The sequence below is a fragment of the Mucilaginibacter sp. P2_A4 genome (genome assembly GCF_056405015.1).
Genome location: NZ_JBFUCX010000009.1, coordinates 21,677 through 44,277, shown reverse-complemented (window position 1 = coordinate 44,277; position 22,601 = coordinate 21,677). Strand labels below are relative to the sequence as shown.

Here is a 22,601-nt window from a genome sequence, read left to right as displayed (position 1 = left end):
CACACTATTTTACTGTATCATAACCGGACACTTGCTGTAACAGAAGCGTACGCCTTAAATACTTAATCTGTATTTAAGTTACTGTAATACAGTATTTTAATTTGTGGCATATCTTTTTGTAACCATTATTCAAAATATCATAAACTACAGTGGACAGAAAAATTGAGAAAAAGACCTGGAACAGCAAACGAATATTAACTATAGCTGGCATTACAGGCATTATTTTATTAGTTGGAGGCAGTATTTATTTTACATCGGGTAAAAGCAAATTGGATGTTGATACCGAACGCATAACCATCAGTACTATAACTAAAGGCCCTTTCCAGGAGTTTATCCCGGTTAACGGTACAGTAATGCCATTGACCACTATTTTCCTTGATGCATCAGAAGGTGGTGTGGTTGAGGCCAAGTATGTTGAAGATGGAGCAAGTCTTAAAAAAGGCGATCCTATTTTAAGGTTATCAAACACCGATCTGGAACTTACACTGGCTAACCAGGAAACTGCTGTTTATGGTCAGCAAACACAAATGCAAATTTCGCATAACAATGCAACCCAAAGTACAATTGGTAAGCTAAACACGATGGCCGATGTAGACAATGCTTATATAGAAGCGAAACGCATATATGACCTGGATAAAAAATTATATGATCAAAAAGCCATTGGCTTACAGGAATACCAGCAGGCAGTTAACGCTTACAAATACCAGGTAAACCGCAAAAAACTGGCAACCCAGATATTATCGCAGGATACCGCTTTGGTGAAACAGCAGGATGCACAATCAAGAGAACAATATGCGCAGATGAAGAGCGCACTTGAATTGATGCGTAAAAAAGTTGAAGGCCTTACTTTAAGGGCGAATGTTGATGGCCAGCTTACAAACCTTGATGCCGAAGTTGGTCAGAGTAAAAGCAAAGGTGTACAATTGGGGCAAATTGACGTACAATCGGGATTTAAGGTTAGGGTAGATATAGATGAGCATTATTTATCACGTGTATTCACTGGTTTAAAGGGTGATTTTCAGTTTGCTGATAAAACCTACAACATGGTTATTAAAAAGGTATTCACCATTATTACTGCAGGTCGTTTTCAGGTTGATATGCAATTTGTAGGCGCTGTGCCTAAAGGCATCCGTAAAGGGCAAACCCTGCAGGTTAGGTTAGCTCTGAGCGACGAAACTACAGCTGTGTTGGTACCTAAGGGCGGTTTTTACCAGCAAACCGGTGGTAACTGGATATTTAAAGTGAGCGAGGATGGCAAACGGGCCTACAAGGTTAACATACAGCTTGGTCGCCAAAGCCCGGATTATTATGTAGTAACCGATGGTTTAAATCCAGGCGATAAGGTAATTACCTCAAGCTATGAAACCTACGGTGATATCCAGGAACTGGTATTGAAAAAATAATCCCCTCCCTGCCTCTCTGCCTTATGGCGGAGAGGAATAAAAGGGAAGGATAACAAGAAAGAATAATTAATTTTATAAACAGAGTATAAACCAAAACAAAAAACAAATCATCTTACTCAAGACGGATGATTTAGGAGGGGCAAATGATTAAAATTACTAATCTCGAAAAATTTTACCGCACAGAAGAGGTAGAGACCATAGCTTTAAATAAGCTATCAATTGAAATCGCGACCGGCGAATTTGTGGCCATCATGGGGCCGTCTGGTTGTGGTAAATCAACACTGCTCAATATTTTGGGTATGCTTGATGATCCAGATGAAGGCAGCTATGTTTTTAACGACATTGAAGTTGCTCATTTTACCGAGCGTAAACGTGCCGATTTGCGCAAGCATAACATTGGGTTTGTTTTCCAGAGCTTTAACCTGATTGATGAGCTAACGGTATTTGAAAACGTTGAATTACCGTTGATCTACACCGGTGTTCCTGCCGCTGAACGTGTAAAAAGGGTAGAAGAGGTGTTAGATAAAATGCAGATAATGCATCGCCGTAACCACTATCCGCAACAATTATCCGGTGGTCAGCAACAGCGTGTGGCCATTGCCCGCGCCGTGGTTAACAAACCAAAACTGATCCTTGCGGATGAGCCTACCGGTAACCTGGATAGTACCAATGGTAATGATGTTATGGAACTGTTAACAGACCTGAACGAACAGGGTACGACCATTATCATGGTTACGCACTCTGAACATGATGCCCGCTATAGTCATCGCATCATCAGGCTGCTTGACGGACAAGCCGTTGTGGAAAACATAATGGTTTAATAACGTATCATCGCCTCCAAAAAAAGAAGATAGTTTATATAAGTTAATGTGCCTCGCTCGCCCCTCCTTTTTAGGAGGGGTAAGCTTGTTTAATGCCGATTTTTTATACCAGGAACCAACGATAAACGAAGAATAAATAGGGGAGTTATTTAAGAAAATATCCCTGCCAATTATTTAATATAATAATGTTAATACTACCAAATGTACTGATGACCTGATTGAACATTGAACCAATAAATAAACCAATGCCATGATAAAAAACTATGTAAAAACAGCCTGGAGAAACCTTATCAGGAACAAAGGTTTTTCTATAACAAACATCCTGGGATTAACTATTGGTATCACCTGCACAATCTTCATCTTTTTATGGGTACAGGACGAAGTAGCCTTCGATAAATTCCATGCCAGTCATGATAATATTTACAAGGTAATAGCCAACCGCGATTTTAAGAACAGCATATTTACAGATGAGAATATGGCGTTCCCATTTGCAAAGGCACTTGAAAATAGTAACCCGCAAATAAAATATAGTGTACTTACATCTCACCAGGAAACCCACCTAACCCAGTATAGCAACAATAAATTAATTAAAAAGGGATACCAGGTAAGCGATCAGTTTTTTAAGATGTTTTCCTGGAAGTTTATAAAGGGAAATCCCGAAACTTCAATTAACGATCCTAAATCTATCGTTCTGACAGAATCGGCAGCAAAATCATTTTTTGGAAATGATAACCCTATTGATAAGGTGATCAAAATTGATAATCAGCTCAACTTCAAAGTAAGCGCCATTATTGCCGATCCTCCCGGCAATTCTACCTTCAAATTTGACTTTATTGTACCCTTTGAATACACATCTGATGAAAGCAAAAGACGAATGGCTGAATGGTCAAATTCATCAAACTTTATTTTTATCCAAACTATTCCGAATGCTAATGTTGATGCTTTAAATAAGTTTGTTAACCTCACTAAACATCAACATGATAGCCACGACGAGCTAAGTACTTATTTTACTTTTCCAATGAACAAATGGCACCTGTATGGTGAGTTTAAAGATGGTAAAAATATTGGCGGGATGATAGAATATGTAAAGCTGTTCACCATCATTGCTATTATAATTTTGCTTATCGCCTGTGTTAATTTCATGAACCTTTCTACAGCACGTTCAGAGAAACGCGCCAAAGAAGTAGGTATCCGCAAAACATTAGGCTCTGATAAAAAGCAACTGATTACCCAATTCTTTTTTGAATCCATCATACTCGCCCTTATCGCATTTGTACTTTCAGTATGCGCGGTATACCTGCTCATGCCATTCTTTAATTCGCTGGTAAGCAAAAATTTACAACTGGCTATTTTTACGCCTTTCTTTTTAACAGGGGCGGCTGTTATTATTCTGTTTACAGGTATAGTTGCGGGCAGCTATCCTGCCTTATACCTATCGTCATTTAGTCCTGTTAAAGTGCTGAAAGGAACTTTCGCAGCGGGCAAAAGCGCGGTATTGCCAAGGCGGATATTGGTAATTGGCCAGTTTGTAATGTCTATACTGCTTATCTCGGCTACCATTATTGTATACCAGCAAATACAACATATTAAAAACCGGCGAATTGGGTACGATCCTAATAACCTGGTTATGGTGCCCTCGTCAGAAGCCATTGATAAAAATTATAAAGCCATTAAGCAGGATTTATTTAATTCGGGACTAATAAGTTCGGTTACCAGAACTTCGGCGCCAATAACTGAGGTCTGGTGGAAATCAGCCTCACCGGATTATGATGGCAAACCTGCAGGCAGCATAATTTTTTCGGGCTTAAGTACCGATGTTGATTTTACCAAAACAATGGGCACCAAAATTTTAATGGGGCGAGATTTTAACCCCTTACCTGGCGATTCGGGCGTAATGCTGCTCAACAAGGCGGCGATTGACGCCATGAATATAAAAAATCCTATTGGGCTTCAAATGCGCTACGGTCCCAGAAAATATACCGTGGTAGGAGTTATTGAGAACATCATCATGGAATCACCTTACAAGCCTGTTGAGCCTTTAATGGTCTATTATAATCCAACCGGCTCAAGCAGGGTAAGTGTACGCCTCAAAGATGGCGTGCAGCCGCAAAAGGCTATCCAGGCATTGCAGGTTATCTTTAAAAAATATAACCCCGAAAATATATTTGAATACCAGTTTGTTGACCAGGAATTTGGCAAGAAATTTATTACTGAAGAACTGATAAGCCGTATCACCAACATTTTTGCGGGTTTGGCCATATTTATCTGCTGTATTGGCTTAGCCGGCCTGGCTTCATTTACTATCGAAAAACGTTTTAGAGAAATAGGGGTGCGTAAGGTATTGGGGGCATCTGTTCAGCAACTTTTAATATTGATATCTACAGAGTTCCTAAAGTTGGTAACAATTGCTTTCTTAATTGCCGTGCCTCTAACCTGGTGGCTAATGAATAATTGGCTTCAAAAATACACCTATCACATCAGTATCAGTATTTGGCTGTTTGGAGTTGTGGGCGCGCTCATACTCCTGTTAACTCTCGCAGTAGTAAGCCTGAATACGCTAAAAGCAGCATTGGCTAACCCGGTGAAGAGTTTAAGGACGGAATAATTTATTGGTTCATTAGCTCACTGGTTCGTTGGTAGAAATCGGCAAACCTGTATAGTTGATATACAAATTGTACGTCCAATAAACTATAAGGCTATAAAAGACCAATGAACCAGTGAACTAACGAACTAATGAACTAAAAAGATGATCAAGAACTACATTAAAATTGCGTGCAGAAGTCTTTGGAGGCACAAAGGGTTCTCGATAATAAATATTATCGGGCTGGCAATAGGTATGACAGCCTGTTTCCTGATCTATATAAATATAAAGTTCGAGCTGAGTTACGATAGTTTTAATGAAAAATTTGATCAGATCTATCGTGTCTCAACCGATATAACCCATCCTGATCTGACGATTAAAACGCCGTCCTCATTTTTGCAAATGGGGCCGTCGATGGAGCATGATTTTCCGGAAGTAAAAGCTAATACGAGGATCGGCAATGGAAGGTTTTTGGTGCAGTATGGTGAATTTAAGTTCCAGGAAGATAACGGGATCTTTGCAGATCCGTCACTGTTTACTGTATTCACTTTACCGGTTGTAAAAGGAGATGTGAAAAGGAGCTTTGGAGCTCCATTTACAATAGTAATGACAGAAACTATTGCTAAAAAATATTTTGGCAATGCCAATCCTATTGGTAAATCTTTATTACTTAATAATGAATATCCGGCGTTGGTTAGCGCAGTTGTAAAAGATATGCCGTTAAATTCAGATGTTAGGTTTGATATGGCGATTTCTTTTGCCACACGAGAAGAGTTATATCCCAATAGCGAAGATATTTGGGCGGATATGGGTTGCCTTACTTATATCGTACTGCCAAAGGGGTATAACTATCACAAATTACAAAGCTTGCTACCGGCCTTTGCAAGCAAACACTATACCTTGGCTGATAAAAAGGATGGTACGGCCTTTAGTTTTCTCCTACAGCCTTTAAAGGACGTTTATATGGATGCAGAAAGAGGAGGGGCAGGTGACTTGCATAATATTCGCATCTTTTCAATTATCGCCTTATTTATCCTGCTGATAGCCTGTATTAACTTTATCAATTTAACAACGGCAAGAGCTACAGAAAGAGCCAAAGAGGTAGGCATTCGCAAGGTGATCGGTGCAGCACGCAGGCAGTTGATCATCCAGTTTTTAAGTGAGTCGGTTATTATATGTTTGATCGCCTTTTTATTTTCGGTTCTGTTTAGCCATTCATTGTTGCCGCTGTACAACCAGTTATCGGGCAAAGTTATCGCCATCAGTATTTTTTCGCATGGCTACGTGTTCCAGCTTTTTATGACAGCCTGTGGTATTGGTATTATTGCCGGTTTGTACCCGGCAGTTGTGCTTTCGGGTTTTAAACCTATAACTACTCTTAAAGGGACATTCAGTAAATCAAGTAAGGGCATTTTACTGCGTAAAGGATTGGTGATAGCTCAGTTCACCATATCGATAGTGCTTATTATAGGTACTATAGTAGTTTACTACCAGTTAAATTATATGCGTAGCCAGGCGCTTGGTTTTCAGAAAAACCAGATGCTCGTTATTGATTTTCATAACGACAACGCAATACGAAAACGCGCGGAATTAATAAAACGCGAATTAAAAAAGATCCCTAATGTAGTATCTGCTACTGCAGGCAGGGGGGGCCCGGGCTTTGGTAGTGGCAATCGTGACTGTAAGATTGAGAACAAGGCGGGCGTTATGCAGCAGATAGTTATTAATTTATACGAAGTGGATTATGATTTCATTCCCCAGTTTGAAATGAAACTGGCAGCTGGGCGCATATTTTCAAAATCTTTTGGTACTGATAACACCCAGGCCATAGTGATCAATGAAACAGCCGCTAAAAATCTTGGCTACCGCACCCCCGCCGAAGCTATTGGCCGAAATTTTTCACAGGATGAACGAACAGGTAAAATCATTGGCGTGTTAAAAGACTTCCATTTTCAATCGCTACAGGAAACCATACAACCTTTATGTATGCGCATTAATCCGGAGCTTACCAGTATGTTTAGCCTTAAAATTAAACCAAACAATATTCCCGTAACTATAGCTGCTATCCAAAATAAATGGAAAACCCTGGCGCCAGAGCGAGTTTTTAATTATGCGTTTGTTGACGAAACATTTAATGAACAATATGCGGCACAGGTAAATTTTGGTAATTTGTTCGTTTACTCTGCTGTGCTTGCTATATGCATTTCATGTATGGGGTTATTTGGTTTGGCATCGTACAGCACTATTCAGCGGACCCGCGAGATTGGCATTCGAAAAGTATTTGGCGCTTCTGTAACCGGCATAGTAAATATGTTGTCTATTGAGTTTTTACAGTTGGTAATCATATCATCGCTGATAGCATTCCCGTTGGCATGGTTCACTATGAACAAATGGCTGCAGGATTTTGCATACCGGATAGCTATAGGCTGGTGGGTTTTTGCGTTGGCAGGAGTAATTGCACTTGTTATAGCCTTTGCTACGGTGAGCTTTCAGGCGGTTAAAGCCGCGCTTGCAAATCCTGTTGAAAGTTTAAGGAGCGAGTAATAGTATTATTCAACTCCCTCCAAAAAATAGGTTATAATGAAGAGGTACTATTAAAGTAATAAAATCAAAATTCCTTCTCTTTGGGGAGGTTAAGAGAGATATATGATCAAGAACTACATTAAAATTGCGTGCAGAAGTCTTTGGAGACACAAAGGGTTCTCGATAATAAATATTATCGGCCTGGCAATAGGCATGACAGCCTGTTTCCTGATCTATATAAATATAAAGTTCGAGCTGAGTTATGATAGTTTTAACGAAAAATATGATCAGATCTATCGTATAGGTACTGATATAAAATTGCCCAGTACTACGTTTCCCATCTCAAATTCATTTATCCAATTGGGTCCGGCTTTGCAGCGTGAATTTCCCGAAGTGAAATCTAACGCGCGAATCTCCAGCGCAAGATTTTTAGTACAGTTTGGGGAATTAAAGTTTCAGGAGGATAACGTGATTTTTGCTGATCCATCTTTGTTTAACGTCTTTACCTTGCCAAAGTTAAAAGGGGATGTTAAACAAGATTTTAAAGCACCTTTTAAAGTCGTGATGACAGAATCAATGGCTAAGAAATATTTCGGCAATAAGAGTCCCATTGGTAAATCGCTATTGCTGAATGACAAATATCTAGCGGCAGTTACTGCGGTAATAAAAGATGTACCGCAAAACTCGCACTTTAAATTCGATATGGCGATTTCATATGCCACGTTCGAATTGATTAATCCCGACATTTTGAGTAACTGGACCAGGGTCGGTGCTCTAACTTATATTGTTTTACCCAAAGGCTACAATTATCATAAATTAGAAAGTCAACTACCTGTTTTTGCTAGCAGGCATTATACCCAGGCAGATAAAAATGGAGGTGTAGGATATGGGTTTCATATTGTTCCTTTGAAAGATATTTATATGAACAATAAATGGGGAGGGCCTGAGTTCGGCAACCTGCATAACATCCGCATCTTTTCAATTATCGCGGTGTTTATCTTGCTTATTGCATGTATCAACTTTATCAATTTAACAACAGCAAGGGCTACAGAGAGGGCAAAAGAGGTTGGTATCCGCAAGGTAATCGGTGCAGCAAGGGCGCAATTGATTATCCAGTTTTTAAGCGAGTCTGTTATTATAAGTTTAATCGCCTTTTTACTTTCTGTTCTGTTTAGCTATTCGGTATTGCCACTGTTCAACCAGTTATCAGGTAAAGTGATCAGCGCCAGTATTTTTTCGCATGGCTACCTGTTTCAGCTTTTTATGACAGCTTGTGGTATTGGTATTATTGCGGGTTTGTACCCGGCATTGGTGCTTTCTGGTTTTAAACCTATAACTACACTAAAGGGGACATTCAGTAAATCAAGTAAGGGTATTTTACTGCGTAAAGGACTGGTGGTCGCTCAGTTTACGATATCAATAGTGCTTATTATAGGTACCATAGTAGTTTACTACCAGTTAAATTATATGCGTAGCCAGCCGCTTGGTTTTCAAAAAAACCAGATGCTTGCTATTGATTTTTATGCCGATACGACTGTGCAACACCGCGTGGAATTAATAAAAAACGAACTAAAAAAAATCCCTAATGTAATATCTGCCACTGCATCCAGAAGTTTACCGGGTTTTGGCAATGGAAATAGCGACTCAGAAATAGAAAATAATGCAGGCGTTATGCAGCAGATACTTATTGACGCATACTATGTGGATTATGATTTTATTCCGCAGTTTGAAATGAAGCTTGCTGCGGGGCGTATATTTTCAAAAGACTTTAGTACCGATATCACTCAGGCTATAGTAATTAATGAAACAACGGCCAAAAAGCTCGGCTACGACACTCCAGCTAAAGCTTTAGGTCGTAGATTTTCGCAGTGGGGGCGAACACGTAAAATTATAGGTGTGTTAAAGGACTTTCATTTTGAATCGTTACAGGAAGCGGTAAAGCCTTTAAGCATTAGTATGGATCCGGAGTTTAATCGCATGCTTACCCTTAAAATAGAGTCCAAAGATATTCCTGCAACTATAGCTGATATCCAAAGGAGATGGAAAATCCTGGTGCCTGAACGGCCTTTTAACTACGCGTTTGTTGATGATACATTTAACAAGCAATACGCAGCGCAGGTTAATTTCGGTAATCTGTTTATGTATTTTGCTGTGCTGGCCATATGTATTTCATGTATGGGATTATTTGGTTTAGCGTCATACAACACCATTCAACGAACCCGCGAGATTGGCATTCGCAAAGTATTCGGTGCCTCTGTAACCGGCATCGTAAATATGTTGTCTATTGAGTTTGTACAGTTGGTGATCATATCATCGCTAATAGCATTCCCCTTGGCATGGTTTACAATGAACAAATGGCTGCAGGATTTTGCATATCGCATAGCTATAGGCTGGTGGGTTTTTGCATTGGCAGGAGTAACTGCACTTGTGATTGCATTTGCTACGGTAAGCTTTCAGGCGATTAAAGCCGCGCTTGCAAATCCTGTCGAAAGTTTAAGGAGCGAGTAGGAATAGATAAAATATTAAAATCAAATTCCTTCCTTTTGGGAGGTTAAAAGAAGTTCGTCATGATTAGGAATTACATAAAAACAGCTATCCGTAGCCTTCGTAAAAACAAAGGTTTTACAACTATAAACATTTTAGGCCTTGCATTGGGCCTTGCTACGTGCCTGCTTATTGTTTTGTATGTAGCTGATGAATTAAGCTACGACAGGTATAATGATAAGGCCGGCCGGATTTACAGGGTTAATGAAGACTTAAAGCTGGGGGATAACAGCGTAAAATACGCGGTTTGTATGGCTCCCCTTGCTAAAACACTTACTGCAGAATACCCTTATGTAGAAAATGCTACACGTATTAAAAATGCTGGCACATCACATGTTAAAAAGGGCATATTAAATATCTCCGAAAACAGGATAGCCTTTGCTGATCCGTCTTTATTTGATGTGTTTACCCTGCCTATGATCAATGGTAATCCGGCTTCGGCGCTTGTTGAGCCAAACAGCGTGGTAATTACCGAAACCACATCAAAAAAATATTTCAACAGCACTAATGTTGTTGGCAAAACCCTGCTGTTTAATGATAATACGCTTTGTAAAGTAACGGGGGTAATTAAAGATGTTCCGCAGCAATCGCACTTTAATTTCGATTTTTTTATATCGATGTCATCCTTTCCTGATAGCCGTTCAACCGAATGGCTGCGCAGTGATTATAATACCTATGTGTTGTTAAAGGATAAATCGTACGCCAAGCAACTGGAAGCCAGTTTCCCGGCGTTGTTAGAGAAATTCAGCGGCCCGCAAATGAAATCTGAATTGAAAATGAGCATCGCCGAGTTTGAAAAACGGGGCAGTTTTTTCAGGTTGAATTTAATTCCGCTTACAGATATTCACCTCAAATCAAGCATTTCCGGCGAGTTGGGTTCAAACGGTACAAAGCAATATATCTACATATTTTTACTGATAGCTGTATTTATCTTGCTCATTGCATGTGTAAACTTTATGAACCTATCAACCGCCCGTTCGTCAAACCGTGCGCGCGAAGTAGGGGTACGCAAAGTTTTAGGCTCGGCACGTAAGCATTTAATTGCCCAGTTTTTAACCGAGTCGGTTTTGGTAACTGTTATTGCAACGGTGCTGGCCTTTGTTGTAGCCTTGTTTTTATTGCCCCTGTTTAACCAGTTATCGGGAAAGGCGCTTGCTATCAATGCGGCTTCATTAAGTTGGATAGTACCGTCGTTATTGTTTGTAGCTTTATTTGTCGGCATACTTTCAGGTTCGTACCCTGCATTTTACCTGTCGGCGTTTCAGCCTGTGGATGTATTGAAAGGTAAACTGGCAACCGGTTTTAAAGGTGGCCGACTCCGCAGTTTTTTTGTAGTTTTTCAATTTTCGATCTCGATATTACTCATCATCGGCACCCTGGTTATTTATAACCAACTTAACTATATCCAAACCAAAAACCTGGGCTACAACCGCAACCAGGTGCTTGTGATTAAAAACGTTTTCGAGCTCAATAACCAGGCTAAGTTATTTAAACAAAAAGTAAAAGAAATCCCCGGCGTAATTAATGCAACAATGACTGGTTTTTTGCCAACATCGGGTTTTAAAAGCACATCTATTTATTACAGAGATGCTACTTTAAATGAAAAAACATCTATGTTTCCGCAAAGCTGGCAGGTCGACGAGGATTACGTGCCTACGCTAGATATGAAAATGGCCGCCGGTCGTAATTTTTCAAAAGATATGCCTACCGATTCAGCCGGGGTTGTTATTAACCAGGCAGCTGCCAAATTCCTGGGCTTTAAAGATCCGGTAAATAGCATCATTTACCGATCAATGGGAAGCCAGCACGATATGGCGCACATGAAACAATACCGGATATTGGGTGTAGTAAAAGATTTTAATTTTAACTCGCTTCACGAAAACATTACCCCGGTAATATTAACCCTTGCCGATGATAACGGCGGCCTTAGCATCCGTGTAAATACCGATAACCTTACATCATTGTTAGCCCAGATCACTTCCGTATGGAAAGAGCTGAATCCAAACGTACAGGTTAACTATTCCTTTATGGATCAGGATTTTGATGCTACCTATCGTACGGAACAGCGTACCGGGCAGCTATTTATCATCTTCACTACACTCGCTATTGTAATTGCCTGCTTAGGTCTGTTTGGGTTGGCTGCCTACGCCGCAGAACAACGCACCAAAGAGATTGGTATCCGCAAAGTTTTAGGCGCAAGCGTTACAGCAATAGCCGGTATGCTTTCGGTAGATTTTGTGAAACTGGTAGGTATCTCTATTTTAATTGCCTCGCCAATGGCCTGGTATTTAATGAATAAATGGCTGCAGGATTTTGCCTACCGCATCAGCATTCAATGGTGGATGTTGGTTGTTGCCGGCGTGGCGGCATTATTAATTGCTATAATAACCGTGAGTTTTCAATCTATCAAAGCAGCGATTGCTAATCCTGTAGATAGTTTGAAAAATGAATAGGTAAGCGAAAGGGAAAACTAAGAGTGCCAATAAACAATTTGACCAGTGAAAGAATACATCGGGAATAAGTGAACATTCTACTAATTAACTAACGTTATGATACGAAATTACATCAAAATAGCTTTCCGGAATCTTTGGCGTCACAAAGAGTTTTCGATGATCAACATTATAGGGCTTGCTGTGGGGATGACTGCCGGTTTTCTTATTTTCATGTATGTAAAGTTTGAGCTTAGTTATGATCATTTTAATGAAAACTATGACAACGTTTATCGTATAGCTTCGGATATCAAATCGCCTACCGAAACATTGCATTGGTCATCAACAACTGCACCTGTGGGCCCTGCTATAAAGGCAGATTATCCCGAGGTAGAGGAGTTTACCCGCTTGTTTGGCGGCAACTACCTGGTGCAGTACCGCGATGCCAAATTCCAGGAAAATAATGTACAGTTTGCCGAGCCTTCGCTATTTAAGGTATTTTCATTTAAACTGATCAAAGGAGATGTGGCTAAAGCACTGGAGGCTCCTTACAGTGTGCTAATGACAGAAACATTGGCTAAAAAATACTTTGGCAGTGTTGATGCTATTGGTAAATCATTATTGTTGGATGGTAAATACCCGGCTTCGGTTACCGGTGTTATGGAGGACGTGCCGCATAATTCGCACATCAAGTTTGATATGCTGGTATCTGTATCTACCCTCGAAAAATTGTATAAGGGTTACTTAAACCAATGGGGTAACTACAACAACTTTACCTACCTGCTTCTTAAAAAGGGATACGATCCGGCTAAGCTGCAATCGCGTTTACCTGCCTTTGCCAAAAAACACATCAGTGATGCCGATCGCAGGCAAGGGATGGATTACGCCTATTTTTTAGAACCATTAAGAGATGTTTACATGGTTTCAAAAAGAGGGGGCGGTTCAGAAAGTGGCAGTTTGAGCAATGTTTATATATTTTCAGTTATCGCCGTATTTATATTGCTTATTGCCTGCATTAATTTTATCAATCTTACTACAGCACGTGCCACCGAAAGGGCTAAAGAAGTAGGCATCCGCAAGGTTATAGGAGCCATAAGAAAGCAGCTGACCATCCAGTTTTTAAGCGAATCAGTTATTATTTGTTTAATATCTTTCCTATTCTCGGCGCTGTTCAGTTTCCTGTTGTTACCCTTGTTTAACCAGTTAGCGGGCAAGGAAGTAAGCGAGAGCATATTCAGACATGGATACCTGTTGCAGCTTTTTATCATATCCTGCGTAATTGGGCTTACTGCGGGGCTTTATCCTGCATTGGTGTTATCGGGCTTTAAACCCATCACTATTTTAAAGGGCAGGTTTAGTACTACCAGCAAAGGGATTATTTTGCGTAAGGGTTTGGTGATTACGCAGTTCACTATATCCATTGTACTCATAATTGGTACGCTGGTAGTTTATAACCAGTTGAGCTATATGCGTAACCAGGACCTTGGCTTTAAAAAAGATCAGATGCTTACCATTGATTTTGCGGGTGATAGTGCCATCCAAAGCCGTTACCAGGTCATAAAAAATGAATTGGCAAAAATTCCTAATGTATCATCGGTCACCGCATCGGGTAGTATCCCGGGTTTTGGTAATGGCGTCGCCTATTCAAAAATAGAAAACAAATCTGGCGCCATGCAGGAGATGAATATGAATATGTATGATGTGGATTACAGCTTTATTCATCAGTTTGGGATGAAGGTATTGGCTGGGCGGGTGTTTTCTGAGGCTTTTGGTACTGATACCACTAAGGCTATCATTATTAATGAAGCCGCTTCAAAAATGCTGGGTTTTACTAATCCGGGCGATGCTGTTGGTCATAATTACGAGCAATGGGGGCGCAAGGGTAAAATTATTGGTGTAGTTAAGGATTTTCATTTCCAGGGATTACAGACGACTGTAAAACCATTAAATATGCGCATTGGCAAGCGTGGACTAAATGTTTTTACAGTAAAAATAGGCGTAAAAGACGTAACAGCTACCATTAAAGCCATCGAGGATAAATGGAAAGTACTGGCGCCCGAGCGGCCTTTCAATTATGTTTTTGTGGATGCAACCTTTAATAAACTTTACGCGTCTGATAATACGTTTGGCAGCCTGTTTCTATATTTTGCAATATTGGCCATATTTATTTCCTGTTTGGGGTTATTGGGCCTTGCATCATACAGCACCATACAGCGTACACGCGAAATTGGCATCCGCAAAGTGTTGGGTGCATCGGTAGGAGGGATTGTAAATATGCTATCGCAGGAGTTTATGATACTGGTAGGTATATCGGCAGTAATAGCTTTTCCGCTTGCATGGTATGGCATGGATAAATGGCTGCGTGACTTTGCCTACCGAACCAATATTACCTGGTGGGAGTTTGGACTGGCAGGGATAATAGCCCTCGTAATAGCGCTTACAACGGTAAGCTTCCAGGCTATAAAAGCGGCTGTAGCCAATCCGGTAAAAAGTTTGAGGAGTGAATAGAGGAGGTAGGGGCAAAAAGCCTAAGACTAAATGACAGGTTAAATCAATGAACTAAAGATATGTTTAAGAATTACTTAAAAATTGCCTGGCGGAGTTTGATAAAAAACAAGCTGTATTCTGCTATTAACATTGGTGGCCTTGGGGCCGGTATGGCGGTTAGTTTTATGCTGCTGTTATATGTTTACAATGAGTTTACCTTTGATAAATTTTATCAGAATGGCGACAGCATCTATAAAGTGATGCGTAATCAGCCGTCAAACGGTGAGATCCTCACCGGCGATGCCACGCCTGTGCAGGTGGCCGGCGTATTGCAAAAAGAATATCCTGATATAGCATACACCGCCCGAACAAACTGGGCTTATGATCAGCTTTTTAATTACAACAACAAGCCGATCAAATTTTCATTGATGGCTGCCGATCCTTCGTTCCTGGATATTTTTAAGCTTGATTTTGTTAAAGGCAATAAAACCGATGCTTTTAAAGAGCTGAGCTCGGTGATTATGTCAGAGTCGGCTGTTAAAGCAATGTTTGGCAGCCAGGACCCTATAGGGCAAACGGTAAAATTGAATGGCAGCAACCTGGTAAAAGTAAGCGGTGTTTTTAAAGACCTGCCCCAAAATTCCAGTTTTAAGTTTAAAGCTTTAATGTCGTGGAAACTGTTTGAATCAACCATGCCCTGGGTTAAAACTTCGGGTTGGGGTAATTATTCGTTCAAAACCTTTGTCATGTTAAAACCAGGTGTTGATGTGGCTAAGTTTAACCCTAAAATTAAAAAACTGATAGCGCATAATGATCCTTTTAATAAAGAGAATGAGCTATTTTTATATCCTTTTAACAGGATGCACCTGTACAGTGAATTTAAAAATGGTAAGGTTACAGGTGGTGGCAGTATCGAATATGTACGGTTGTTCCTGTTCCTGGCAATAGGGATACTGTTGATAGCCTGTATCAACTTTATGAACCTTTCAACTGCCCGTTCTGAAAAAAGATCGCGCGAGGTGGGGATTCGCAAGGTGGTAGGCGCCCGCAGGTTTGCCATTATCCAACAGTTCATGGGCGAATCCATATTGACATCTTTCCTCGCTTTTATTTTTGCCGCCTTGTTAATGTGGTGTTTGATGGATCGTTTTCAAGAGGTAATTGGTAAGCAACTCATCATACCATTCAGTAACCCTTTAACATGGGTAGCTGCAATTGGCGTAACATTGCTTACAGGGATTCTTGCCGGCAGTTACCCGGCCTTGTTCCTGTCGTCATTTAAACCCATAAAGGTTTTAAAGGGCTTTAACAAAGCCGGCAAAACAACATTTTACTCCAGGCAAGTGCTGGTAGTGGTACAGTTTGTGTTTGCTACATGCCTGATACTTTCAAGTATCCTGATTTATAAACAGATCAGCTATATAAAAAACCGACCGGTTGGCTATTCACAAAATGGATTACTGGAATTTTCTATCGAGGGCAGTATCCAAAAGGAGTTTGAAAACTTCAGGAGGGATGCCATTAACGCGGGAGCTATTACCGATGCAGCCATTACTTCAAGCACCATTGCCAACGCCAACAGCAGTACCTGGGGTGTTACTTGGCCCGGCCAGCTGGCGGGGGAAGATAAAATTCCTATTGACCAGTTGGTTACCAGCTATCATTTTATCCCTACATATGGTTTGCAGCTTTTGGCAGGCCGCGATTTTTCAATAGATCACGTTGCTGATAGTGCATCTGTTATGCTGAATGAAGCCGCGGTAAAAATGATGAGGCTAAAAGACCCTGTAGGCCAGATAGTGAAATGGCAGGAAAAAAAATGCACTGTTGTAGGGGTTGTAAAAAACTTTGTATGGGGTTCGCCATATGAGCCAGTAAAGCCGGTAATCATTGGCTTTGACAAAAACTGGACAGGCAGCATCGGTGTGCGGTTAAACCCAAAAACGTCAGTATCAAAAAGCCTGGCGACTATCGAATCCATCTACAAAAAATATAACCCCGAATATCCTTTTGAGTACAAGTTTGTAGACGAAAATTTCAGCGGCAAATTCCAGACAGAGAAATTGCTGGGTACGCTGTCGAGCGCGTTTACGGCGCTGGCCATCATCATATCATGCCTGGGCTTGTTTGGTTTAGCCTCCTTCGCCGCCGAACAGCGTAAAAAAGAGATCAGTATCCGCAAAGTATTAGGGGCAACGGTGAGCAGCTTGTGGTTCAACCTGTCAAAAGAGTTTTTGCAACTGGTAATCATATCGTTTGTTATCGGCTCAGCCATCAGCTACTATTACATGGACAAATGGTTATCCCATTACACTTATCGCACCACTATCAGCGCGTGGGTGTTTGTTGCTACCATAGCCGTCAGTGTGGCTGTATGCCTTGCAACAGTAAGCTGGCAGGCTATCAAAGCAGCTTTGAGCAACCCGGTTAATAATTTGAAAAACGAATAAGCGAGAGTCAAGAATTAAGAGTCAAGAATCAAGACCGAACCCCAAAAATTAGTTTACATAGATATCAATCTTTCGTTTAACCGTATTGTTTTTTTGTCTTATTCTTGACTCTTAACTCTTGATTCTGTTTCCCAGGGTAAACGAGAGTTAAGAATCAGGATCGAACCAAAAAATTAGTTTACATAGATATCAACCTTTCTTTTTGATATTGACCGTATCGCTTTTTATCTTAATTCTTGATTCTTAACTCTTGATTCTGTTTTATCCTGTTCGCCTATGCACAATGACCGTCCGCTATCGTACGGTTTGTTATTTTTTGTTTACTTTTAATTAATTGATAATTAGGTTTTTATGTAATTGGTACGGGTTTTAGTATTCTAACGGCATAACCATCAAACATTAGCCTTATGTTAAAGAATTATATTAAAGTAGCCTGGCGAAACCTTATCAAGCATAAAGTTTTCTCGATCATCAATGTAAGTGGTTTAGCCATTGGGGTGGCCGCTTTTTGGCTAATAAGTCTTTACGTGGCTGATGAATGGAGTTATGATCGTTACAATACAAAGGCCGACCGGATTTTCCGTGTTGCCCAGCATGGCGAGTGGAATGGCGGTAAGTTTAACCTTGCGGTTACATCGGCGCCTTACGGGCCCACTTTAAAAAATGATTACCCCGAAGTGGAAGAATTTGCGCGTGTTGATGCAGAGGGCGGTGGTAAGATAACATACGGCGAGAAGCAATTAAACGAGGGAGGCATACTTTTTACGGATAATGCCATCTTCAATGTATTTAGCTATCACTTTTTATCCGGCGAACCTGCATCTGCTTTAGCCAAGCCTCAATCCGTTGTTTTAACCAAAACACTTGCTATTAAGCTTTTGGGCGATGCCGATAATGCGGTGAACAAAACGGTAATGATTAATGAACAAGCTAACACGGTTACCGGCGTTATTGACGATATACCTGCAAACTCGCATTTTACATTTACTGCTTTGCGCTCATTTCCATCGGGTTATACAGATAAATGGGGCAACTCTGGGATCTATACCTACCTTTTGCTGAAGGATCATGGTGATTTTAAAAAGATAGAGGCAGGTTCAGACGCTTTCCAAAACAAATACCTTAAAGCTGCCCTTGGCCCGATGAAATACCGGATGGAACTGCAGCCACTTACCTCCATCCACCTTAAATCAAACCTTGATTACGAGATTGGTAGTAACGGAAACATTGTTTATGTATATGTATTTGGTATTGTTGCTTTGCTCATTCTTGCCATTGCGGTTATCAATTATGTAAACTTAACTACGGCGCGTTCGTCGGTAAGGGTAAAAGAGATAGGGGTGCGCAAAGTTATCGGCTCCAGCAAAAATCAGTTAATGCTGATGTTTTTTGCTGAATCTATTCTGTTAACCGCCATAGCCACGCTTTTAGCGGGTGTGCTCATCCAATTTGTATTGCCATATTTCAACCAGCTATCGGGCAAAGTATTGGTATTAACGCAATTCGGGCTCACAAAAACCATCACTGCTTTTGCCGTATTTTCATTTGTAACAGGTATGCTGAGCGGTTTGTACCCAGCTTTATTCCTGTCGGGTTTCCGTACTATTTCTGCCATGAAAGGGCAAACAGGCAGCCAGGCATCTACGGTATTGTTCAGGAAATCGTTGGTGGTATTTCAATTTGTTATCACCATTGTAATGATAGCGGGCTCCTGTATCATTTACCAGCAATTGCATTTTGTAATGAACAAAGACCTTGGCTTTAACAAGGCTCAGGTACTTACTTTCCATATCCATGATAAATCTGCCCGTACTAAAATCGCAGCTATAAAAAGCCAGCTTTTGCAAAATCCTGCTGTAGAAAATGTGGGCATTGCAGGTAATCCGATAGGCAATAATGATATCGGTGGCGGCGATTTTAACCTTGGTGCCGACGGTAAAATAAATGCTGAATCAAAGATTGTAGAAAACCTGGTAGTCGACGAAGATTTTATCCCAACGTTGCAAATAAAAATGGCTAAGGGCCGCAATTTTTCAAAGGCGATGGTTACCGATCAAAAGGAATCCATCATTGTTAATCAAACGCTTGTAAATGAAATGGGCTGGAAAGATGCGGTAGGTAAAATAGTGCGCACCGGAGTGGATGAAAAAGGAAACGTAATATCGCAAACCATTATCGGCGTTGTAAAAGATTTTAATACCTACTCACTTCAGCATAAAGTATCGCCTATGGTAATGGAAATGCCGGCTAAAGCAAACGACCAGGACAATATGTATGTGCGCATTGGCAAAAATAATATCCCGGCGACGTTAGATTACATTAGTAAAGTATATAGCCGCTTTGACATCGAAAATAAAGTGGAGTTCCATTTTTTAGACCAAAACTTTGCCCGGCAATACCAAACTGAACAAAAACAGGGTAATATCCTGTTCATATTTACCGTACTGGCCATCAGCATAGCATGCCTCGGGCTTTTCGGCCTGGTAACTTTTACTGCCGAGCAAAGGGTTAAGGAGATAGGCATCCGTAAAGTATTGGGCGCCAGTATAACCAATATTGTAACGCTGTTATCACAAGACCTGATGAAGCTGGTACTCGTAGCCACGGTAATTGCATCACCACTGGCCTGGTACGGCATGAGTAAATGGCTGCAAAGCTTTGCTTATCGCATTGATATTCAATGGTGGGTATTTGCCACAGCCGGTATCATAGCCATTACTATTGCTTTTGTAACTGTAAGTGTACAATCTGTAAAAGCAGCAACGGCAAACCCGGCGAAGAGCCTTAAAAGCGAATAAGAACGTTCATTGGTTCAATGCTTCATTAGTTCATTGGTGCATGACGGTTTATAATGCCGGTCGCCACTTGACTATTAACGAACATTGTACCAATGAACTAATGAACCATTGAACTAATGAACCAATACGATGATAAAAAATTACATCAAAACCGCTTACCGTAGCCTTTGGAAAAACAAAGGCTTTACGGCTATAAATGTACTGGGACTATCCATAGGCCTTGCAACGTGCTTACTTATTGTGTTTTATGTAGTGGATGAATTGAGCTACGACAAATACAATACCAAGGCAGACAGGATTTATCGTGTAACAGAGAATGTTAGGTTAAATGGTCGCGAAGGTTCATCGGCGGGCACTGCAGCTCCTTTGATGGATGCTTTAAAAAACAATTTTCCGCAGATTGAAAAGATAGCGAGGCTGATACCCACCACATCACTGTTTTGGTCGCCGCAAAAATTCTATATCAAAAAAGGAACAGAGAATATCCAGGAGAGGAGCATTGTATATTCCGAATCGAATATTTTTGATGTATTTACCTTGCCCATGATTGATGGCAGCCCTACAAATGCGCTAACAGAACCACATACCGCTGTAATAACCCAAAGCGCGGCCAAAAAATATTTCAATAAAGTAAATGTTGTTGGGCAAACGCTAACCATTAACGATACCAGTATCTATAAAATAACCGGGGTAATAAAAGATGTGCCTGCCCAGTCGCATTTTAAATATGATTTCTTTTTATCTTTTTCATCACTGCCCGAAAGCAATGTGCACGGCTGGGGTTTCAGCGGTATCCATAATTATGTACTGCTTAAGCCAGGGACCGATGTAAAACAACTGGAAAGCCAGATTACCAAACTGGATATTAAAAACTCTTTCAATCCATCTGCCTGGGTAACAGGTGGCAATTATTTAAAGGTGTTGTTAACGCCTTTGCTTGATATTCATTTGCGGCGATCAACCAATAGCCAGTATGAATTAGAGCAAGGCGGCAATATTCAGTACGTGTATATATTCTCGGTAGTTGCCATATTTATATTGCTGATAGCCTGCGTAAACTTCATGAACCTATCAACTGCCCGTTCATCAAACCGGGCTAAGGAGGTTGGGGTACGTAAGGTATTAGGATCGGCGCGTAAATACCTGGTATACCAGTTTTTAACCGAGTCAATTTTAGTAACGCTGGTATCAACTTTAATCGCATTATTCATTGCAATTTTACTAATGCCATTGTTTAATGAAATGGCCGGCAAACAATTAGCCTTTACACAGCAATCAATGGTTTGGCTGGTACCATCATTAATAGTAGTTGTTTTGGTTATTGGTTTTTTGGCCGGCTCATATCCCGCATTTTTTCTTTCGGCATTTAAACCAATTAATGTGCTGAAAGGTAAAATAGCCAGTGGTTTTAAGGGCGGTTTCCTCCGGAGCTTCCTGGTGGTTTTCCAGTTCTCTATCTCTATTTTTCTAATCATCGGTACACTAGTAATTTATAACCAGTTAAAATATATTCACAATAAAGCCCTGGGGTTTGATAGGAGCCAGGTGTTGGTGATCAGGAATACAGGTGTATTGGGTAAGCAAGCCGCCATATTAAAACAGGAATTGAAACAGTTACCTGGTGTAGTAAACGCTACCATGTCATCTTACATGCCAACGGGTGAAGATCGTAACGTTACTGGCTTATTTCCCGATCGTACTATCGATATTAAAAAAGATGTACTTACGGAGTTTTGGCCGGTAGATGAGGATTACATCAAAACAATGGATATCAAAATGACCGACGGTCGCAATTTCTCTAAACAAATGGCTACTGATACTGCCGCTATTATTGTAAATGAGGCGTTTGTAAAAGCCTATGGCGAGAAGCACCCATTGGACAAAACCGTGTATCGCGATAGTTACGGCATTCAGCCATATCATATAGTGGGTATTATGAAAGATTTCCACTTTAAATCACTGCATGAAAAAATAACCCCGGTAGTTTTAGCTTATGCCGAAGACCGGGGGGCTATAAGCATACGTGTAAAAGCGTCGGGCATTGCTGCATTGATATCACAGATAGAAACCAGGTGGAAGAAACTTTCGCCCAATCAGCAATTTTCCTACTCGTTTATGGATCAGGATTTTGATGCCACCTACCGCTCGGAGCAACGTGTAGGCGAGATCTTTATCTCCTTTAGCACCTTGGCTATACTAATTGCCTGTCTTGGTTTATTCGGCCTGGCAGCTTATGCAGCCGAGCAACGGAATAAGGAAATCGGCATCAGAAAAGTTTTGGGCGCAAGTGTAACCACAATCGTTAGCATGTTGTCAAAAGACTTTATAAAGCTGGTATTTATAGCCATTGTATTGGCCTCCCCATTGGCTTATATAAGCATGCATTGGTGGCTGCAGGGTTTTGCTTACCGCATGGATATACAATGGTGGATATTAGCAGTGGCCGGTATAACAGCCATATTGATAGCTTTTGTAACCATTAGTTTTCAATCAATAAAAGCTGCTTTGGGCAACCCGGTAAAGAGTTTGAGGAGCGAATAAAGGTGTGGGCAATGTGCAGTTTTC

10 protein-coding genes are annotated in these 22,601 nt (G+C 40.7%); all 10 read left to right on the top strand.

Annotated features, from left to right (window positions below; translation table 11 throughout):
* Nucleotides 1–149 precede the first annotated feature (149 nt).
* Nucleotides 150–1,403, top strand: coding sequence for an efflux RND transporter periplasmic adaptor subunit (locus AC1DYB_RS16940; protein ID WP_477400005.1), 1,254 nt, complete (start codon nt 150–152; stop codon nt 1,401–1,403).
* 143 nt (nt 1,404–1,546) lie between these two features.
* Nucleotides 1,547–2,224 (top strand): ABC transporter ATP-binding protein, encoded by a 678-nt coding sequence (locus AC1DYB_RS16935; RefSeq protein ID WP_477436673.1) that lies wholly within the window; start codon nt 1,547–1,549, stop codon nt 2,222–2,224.
* A gap of 250 nt (nt 2,225–2,474) precedes the next feature.
* Nucleotides 2,475–4,829 carry an ABC transporter permease gene (locus tag AC1DYB_RS16930; RefSeq protein ID WP_477436671.1) on the top strand — a complete coding sequence of 785 codons (2,355 nt, stop codon included), beginning with the start codon at nt 2,475–2,477 and terminating at the stop codon, nt 4,827–4,829.
* A 141-nt stretch (nt 4,830–4,970) separates the two neighbouring features.
* Nucleotides 4,971–7,349 carry an ABC transporter permease gene (locus AC1DYB_RS16925; RefSeq protein ID WP_477436669.1) on the top strand — a complete coding sequence of 793 codons (2,379 nt, stop codon included), beginning with the start codon at nt 4,971–4,973 and terminating at the stop codon, nt 7,347–7,349.
* A 102-nt stretch (nt 7,350–7,451) separates the two neighbouring features.
* Nucleotides 7,452–9,836, top strand: a complete 2,385-nt coding sequence (locus AC1DYB_RS16920) for an ABC transporter permease (protein ID WP_477436667.1) — start codon at nt 7,452–7,454, stop codon at nt 9,834–9,836.
* 59 nt (nt 9,837–9,895) lie between these two features.
* On the top strand, nt 9,896–12,325 hold the full coding sequence (locus AC1DYB_RS16915; protein ID WP_477436665.1) for an ABC transporter permease: 2,430 nt from the start codon (nt 9,896–9,898) through the stop codon (nt 12,323–12,325).
* 96 nt (nt 12,326–12,421) lie between these two features.
* Nucleotides 12,422–14,809: an ABC transporter permease gene (locus tag AC1DYB_RS16910; RefSeq protein ID WP_477436663.1), complete on the top strand. Its 2,388-nt coding sequence runs from the start codon at nt 12,422–12,424 to the stop codon at nt 14,807–14,809.
* Nucleotides 14,810–14,868: 59 nt separating this feature from the next.
* Nucleotides 14,869–17,238 carry an ABC transporter permease gene (locus AC1DYB_RS16905; protein WP_477436661.1) on the top strand — a complete coding sequence of 790 codons (2,370 nt, stop codon included), beginning with the start codon at nt 14,869–14,871 and terminating at the stop codon, nt 17,236–17,238.
* 407 nt (nt 17,239–17,645) lie between these two features.
* The gene (locus AC1DYB_RS16900) at nt 17,646–20,036 is read left to right on the top strand and encodes an ABC transporter permease (RefSeq protein WP_477436659.1); all 2,391 of its coding nucleotides are present in this window, start codon (nt 17,646–17,648) and stop codon (nt 20,034–20,036) included.
* 129 nt (nt 20,037–20,165) lie between these two features.
* Complete coding sequence (locus AC1DYB_RS16895; protein WP_477436657.1) at nt 20,166–22,577, top strand: ABC transporter permease; 2,412 nt, start codon at nt 20,166–20,168, stop codon at nt 22,575–22,577.
* Nucleotides 22,578–22,601: the final 24 nt, after the last annotated feature.

Bases quoted from the DNA above. Each gene is read 5' to 3' on its own strand.
- AC1DYB_RS16935 (WP_477436673.1), top strand. From the start codon at position 1,547: ATGATTAAAATTACTAATCTCGAAAAATTTTACCGCACAGAAGAGGTA.
- AC1DYB_RS16930 (WP_477436671.1), top strand. From the start codon at position 2,475: ATGATAAAAAACTATGTAAAAACAGCCTGGAGAAACCTTATCAGGAAC.
- AC1DYB_RS16925 (WP_477436669.1), top strand. From the start codon at position 4,971: ATGATCAAGAACTACATTAAAATTGCGTGCAGAAGTCTTTGGAGGCAC.
- AC1DYB_RS16920 (WP_477436667.1), top strand. From the start codon at position 7,452: ATGATCAAGAACTACATTAAAATTGCGTGCAGAAGTCTTTGGAGACAC.
- AC1DYB_RS16915 (WP_477436665.1), top strand. From the start codon at position 9,896: ATGATTAGGAATTACATAAAAACAGCTATCCGTAGCCTTCGTAAAAAC.
- AC1DYB_RS16910 (WP_477436663.1), top strand. From the start codon at position 12,422: ATGATACGAAATTACATCAAAATAGCTTTCCGGAATCTTTGGCGTCAC.
- AC1DYB_RS16905 (WP_477436661.1), top strand. From the start codon at position 14,869: ATGTTTAAGAATTACTTAAAAATTGCCTGGCGGAGTTTGATAAAAAAC.
- AC1DYB_RS16900 (WP_477436659.1), top strand. From the start codon at position 17,646: ATGTTAAAGAATTATATTAAAGTAGCCTGGCGAAACCTTATCAAGCAT.
- AC1DYB_RS16895 (WP_477436657.1), top strand. From the start codon at position 20,166: ATGATAAAAAATTACATCAAAACCGCTTACCGTAGCCTTTGGAAAAAC.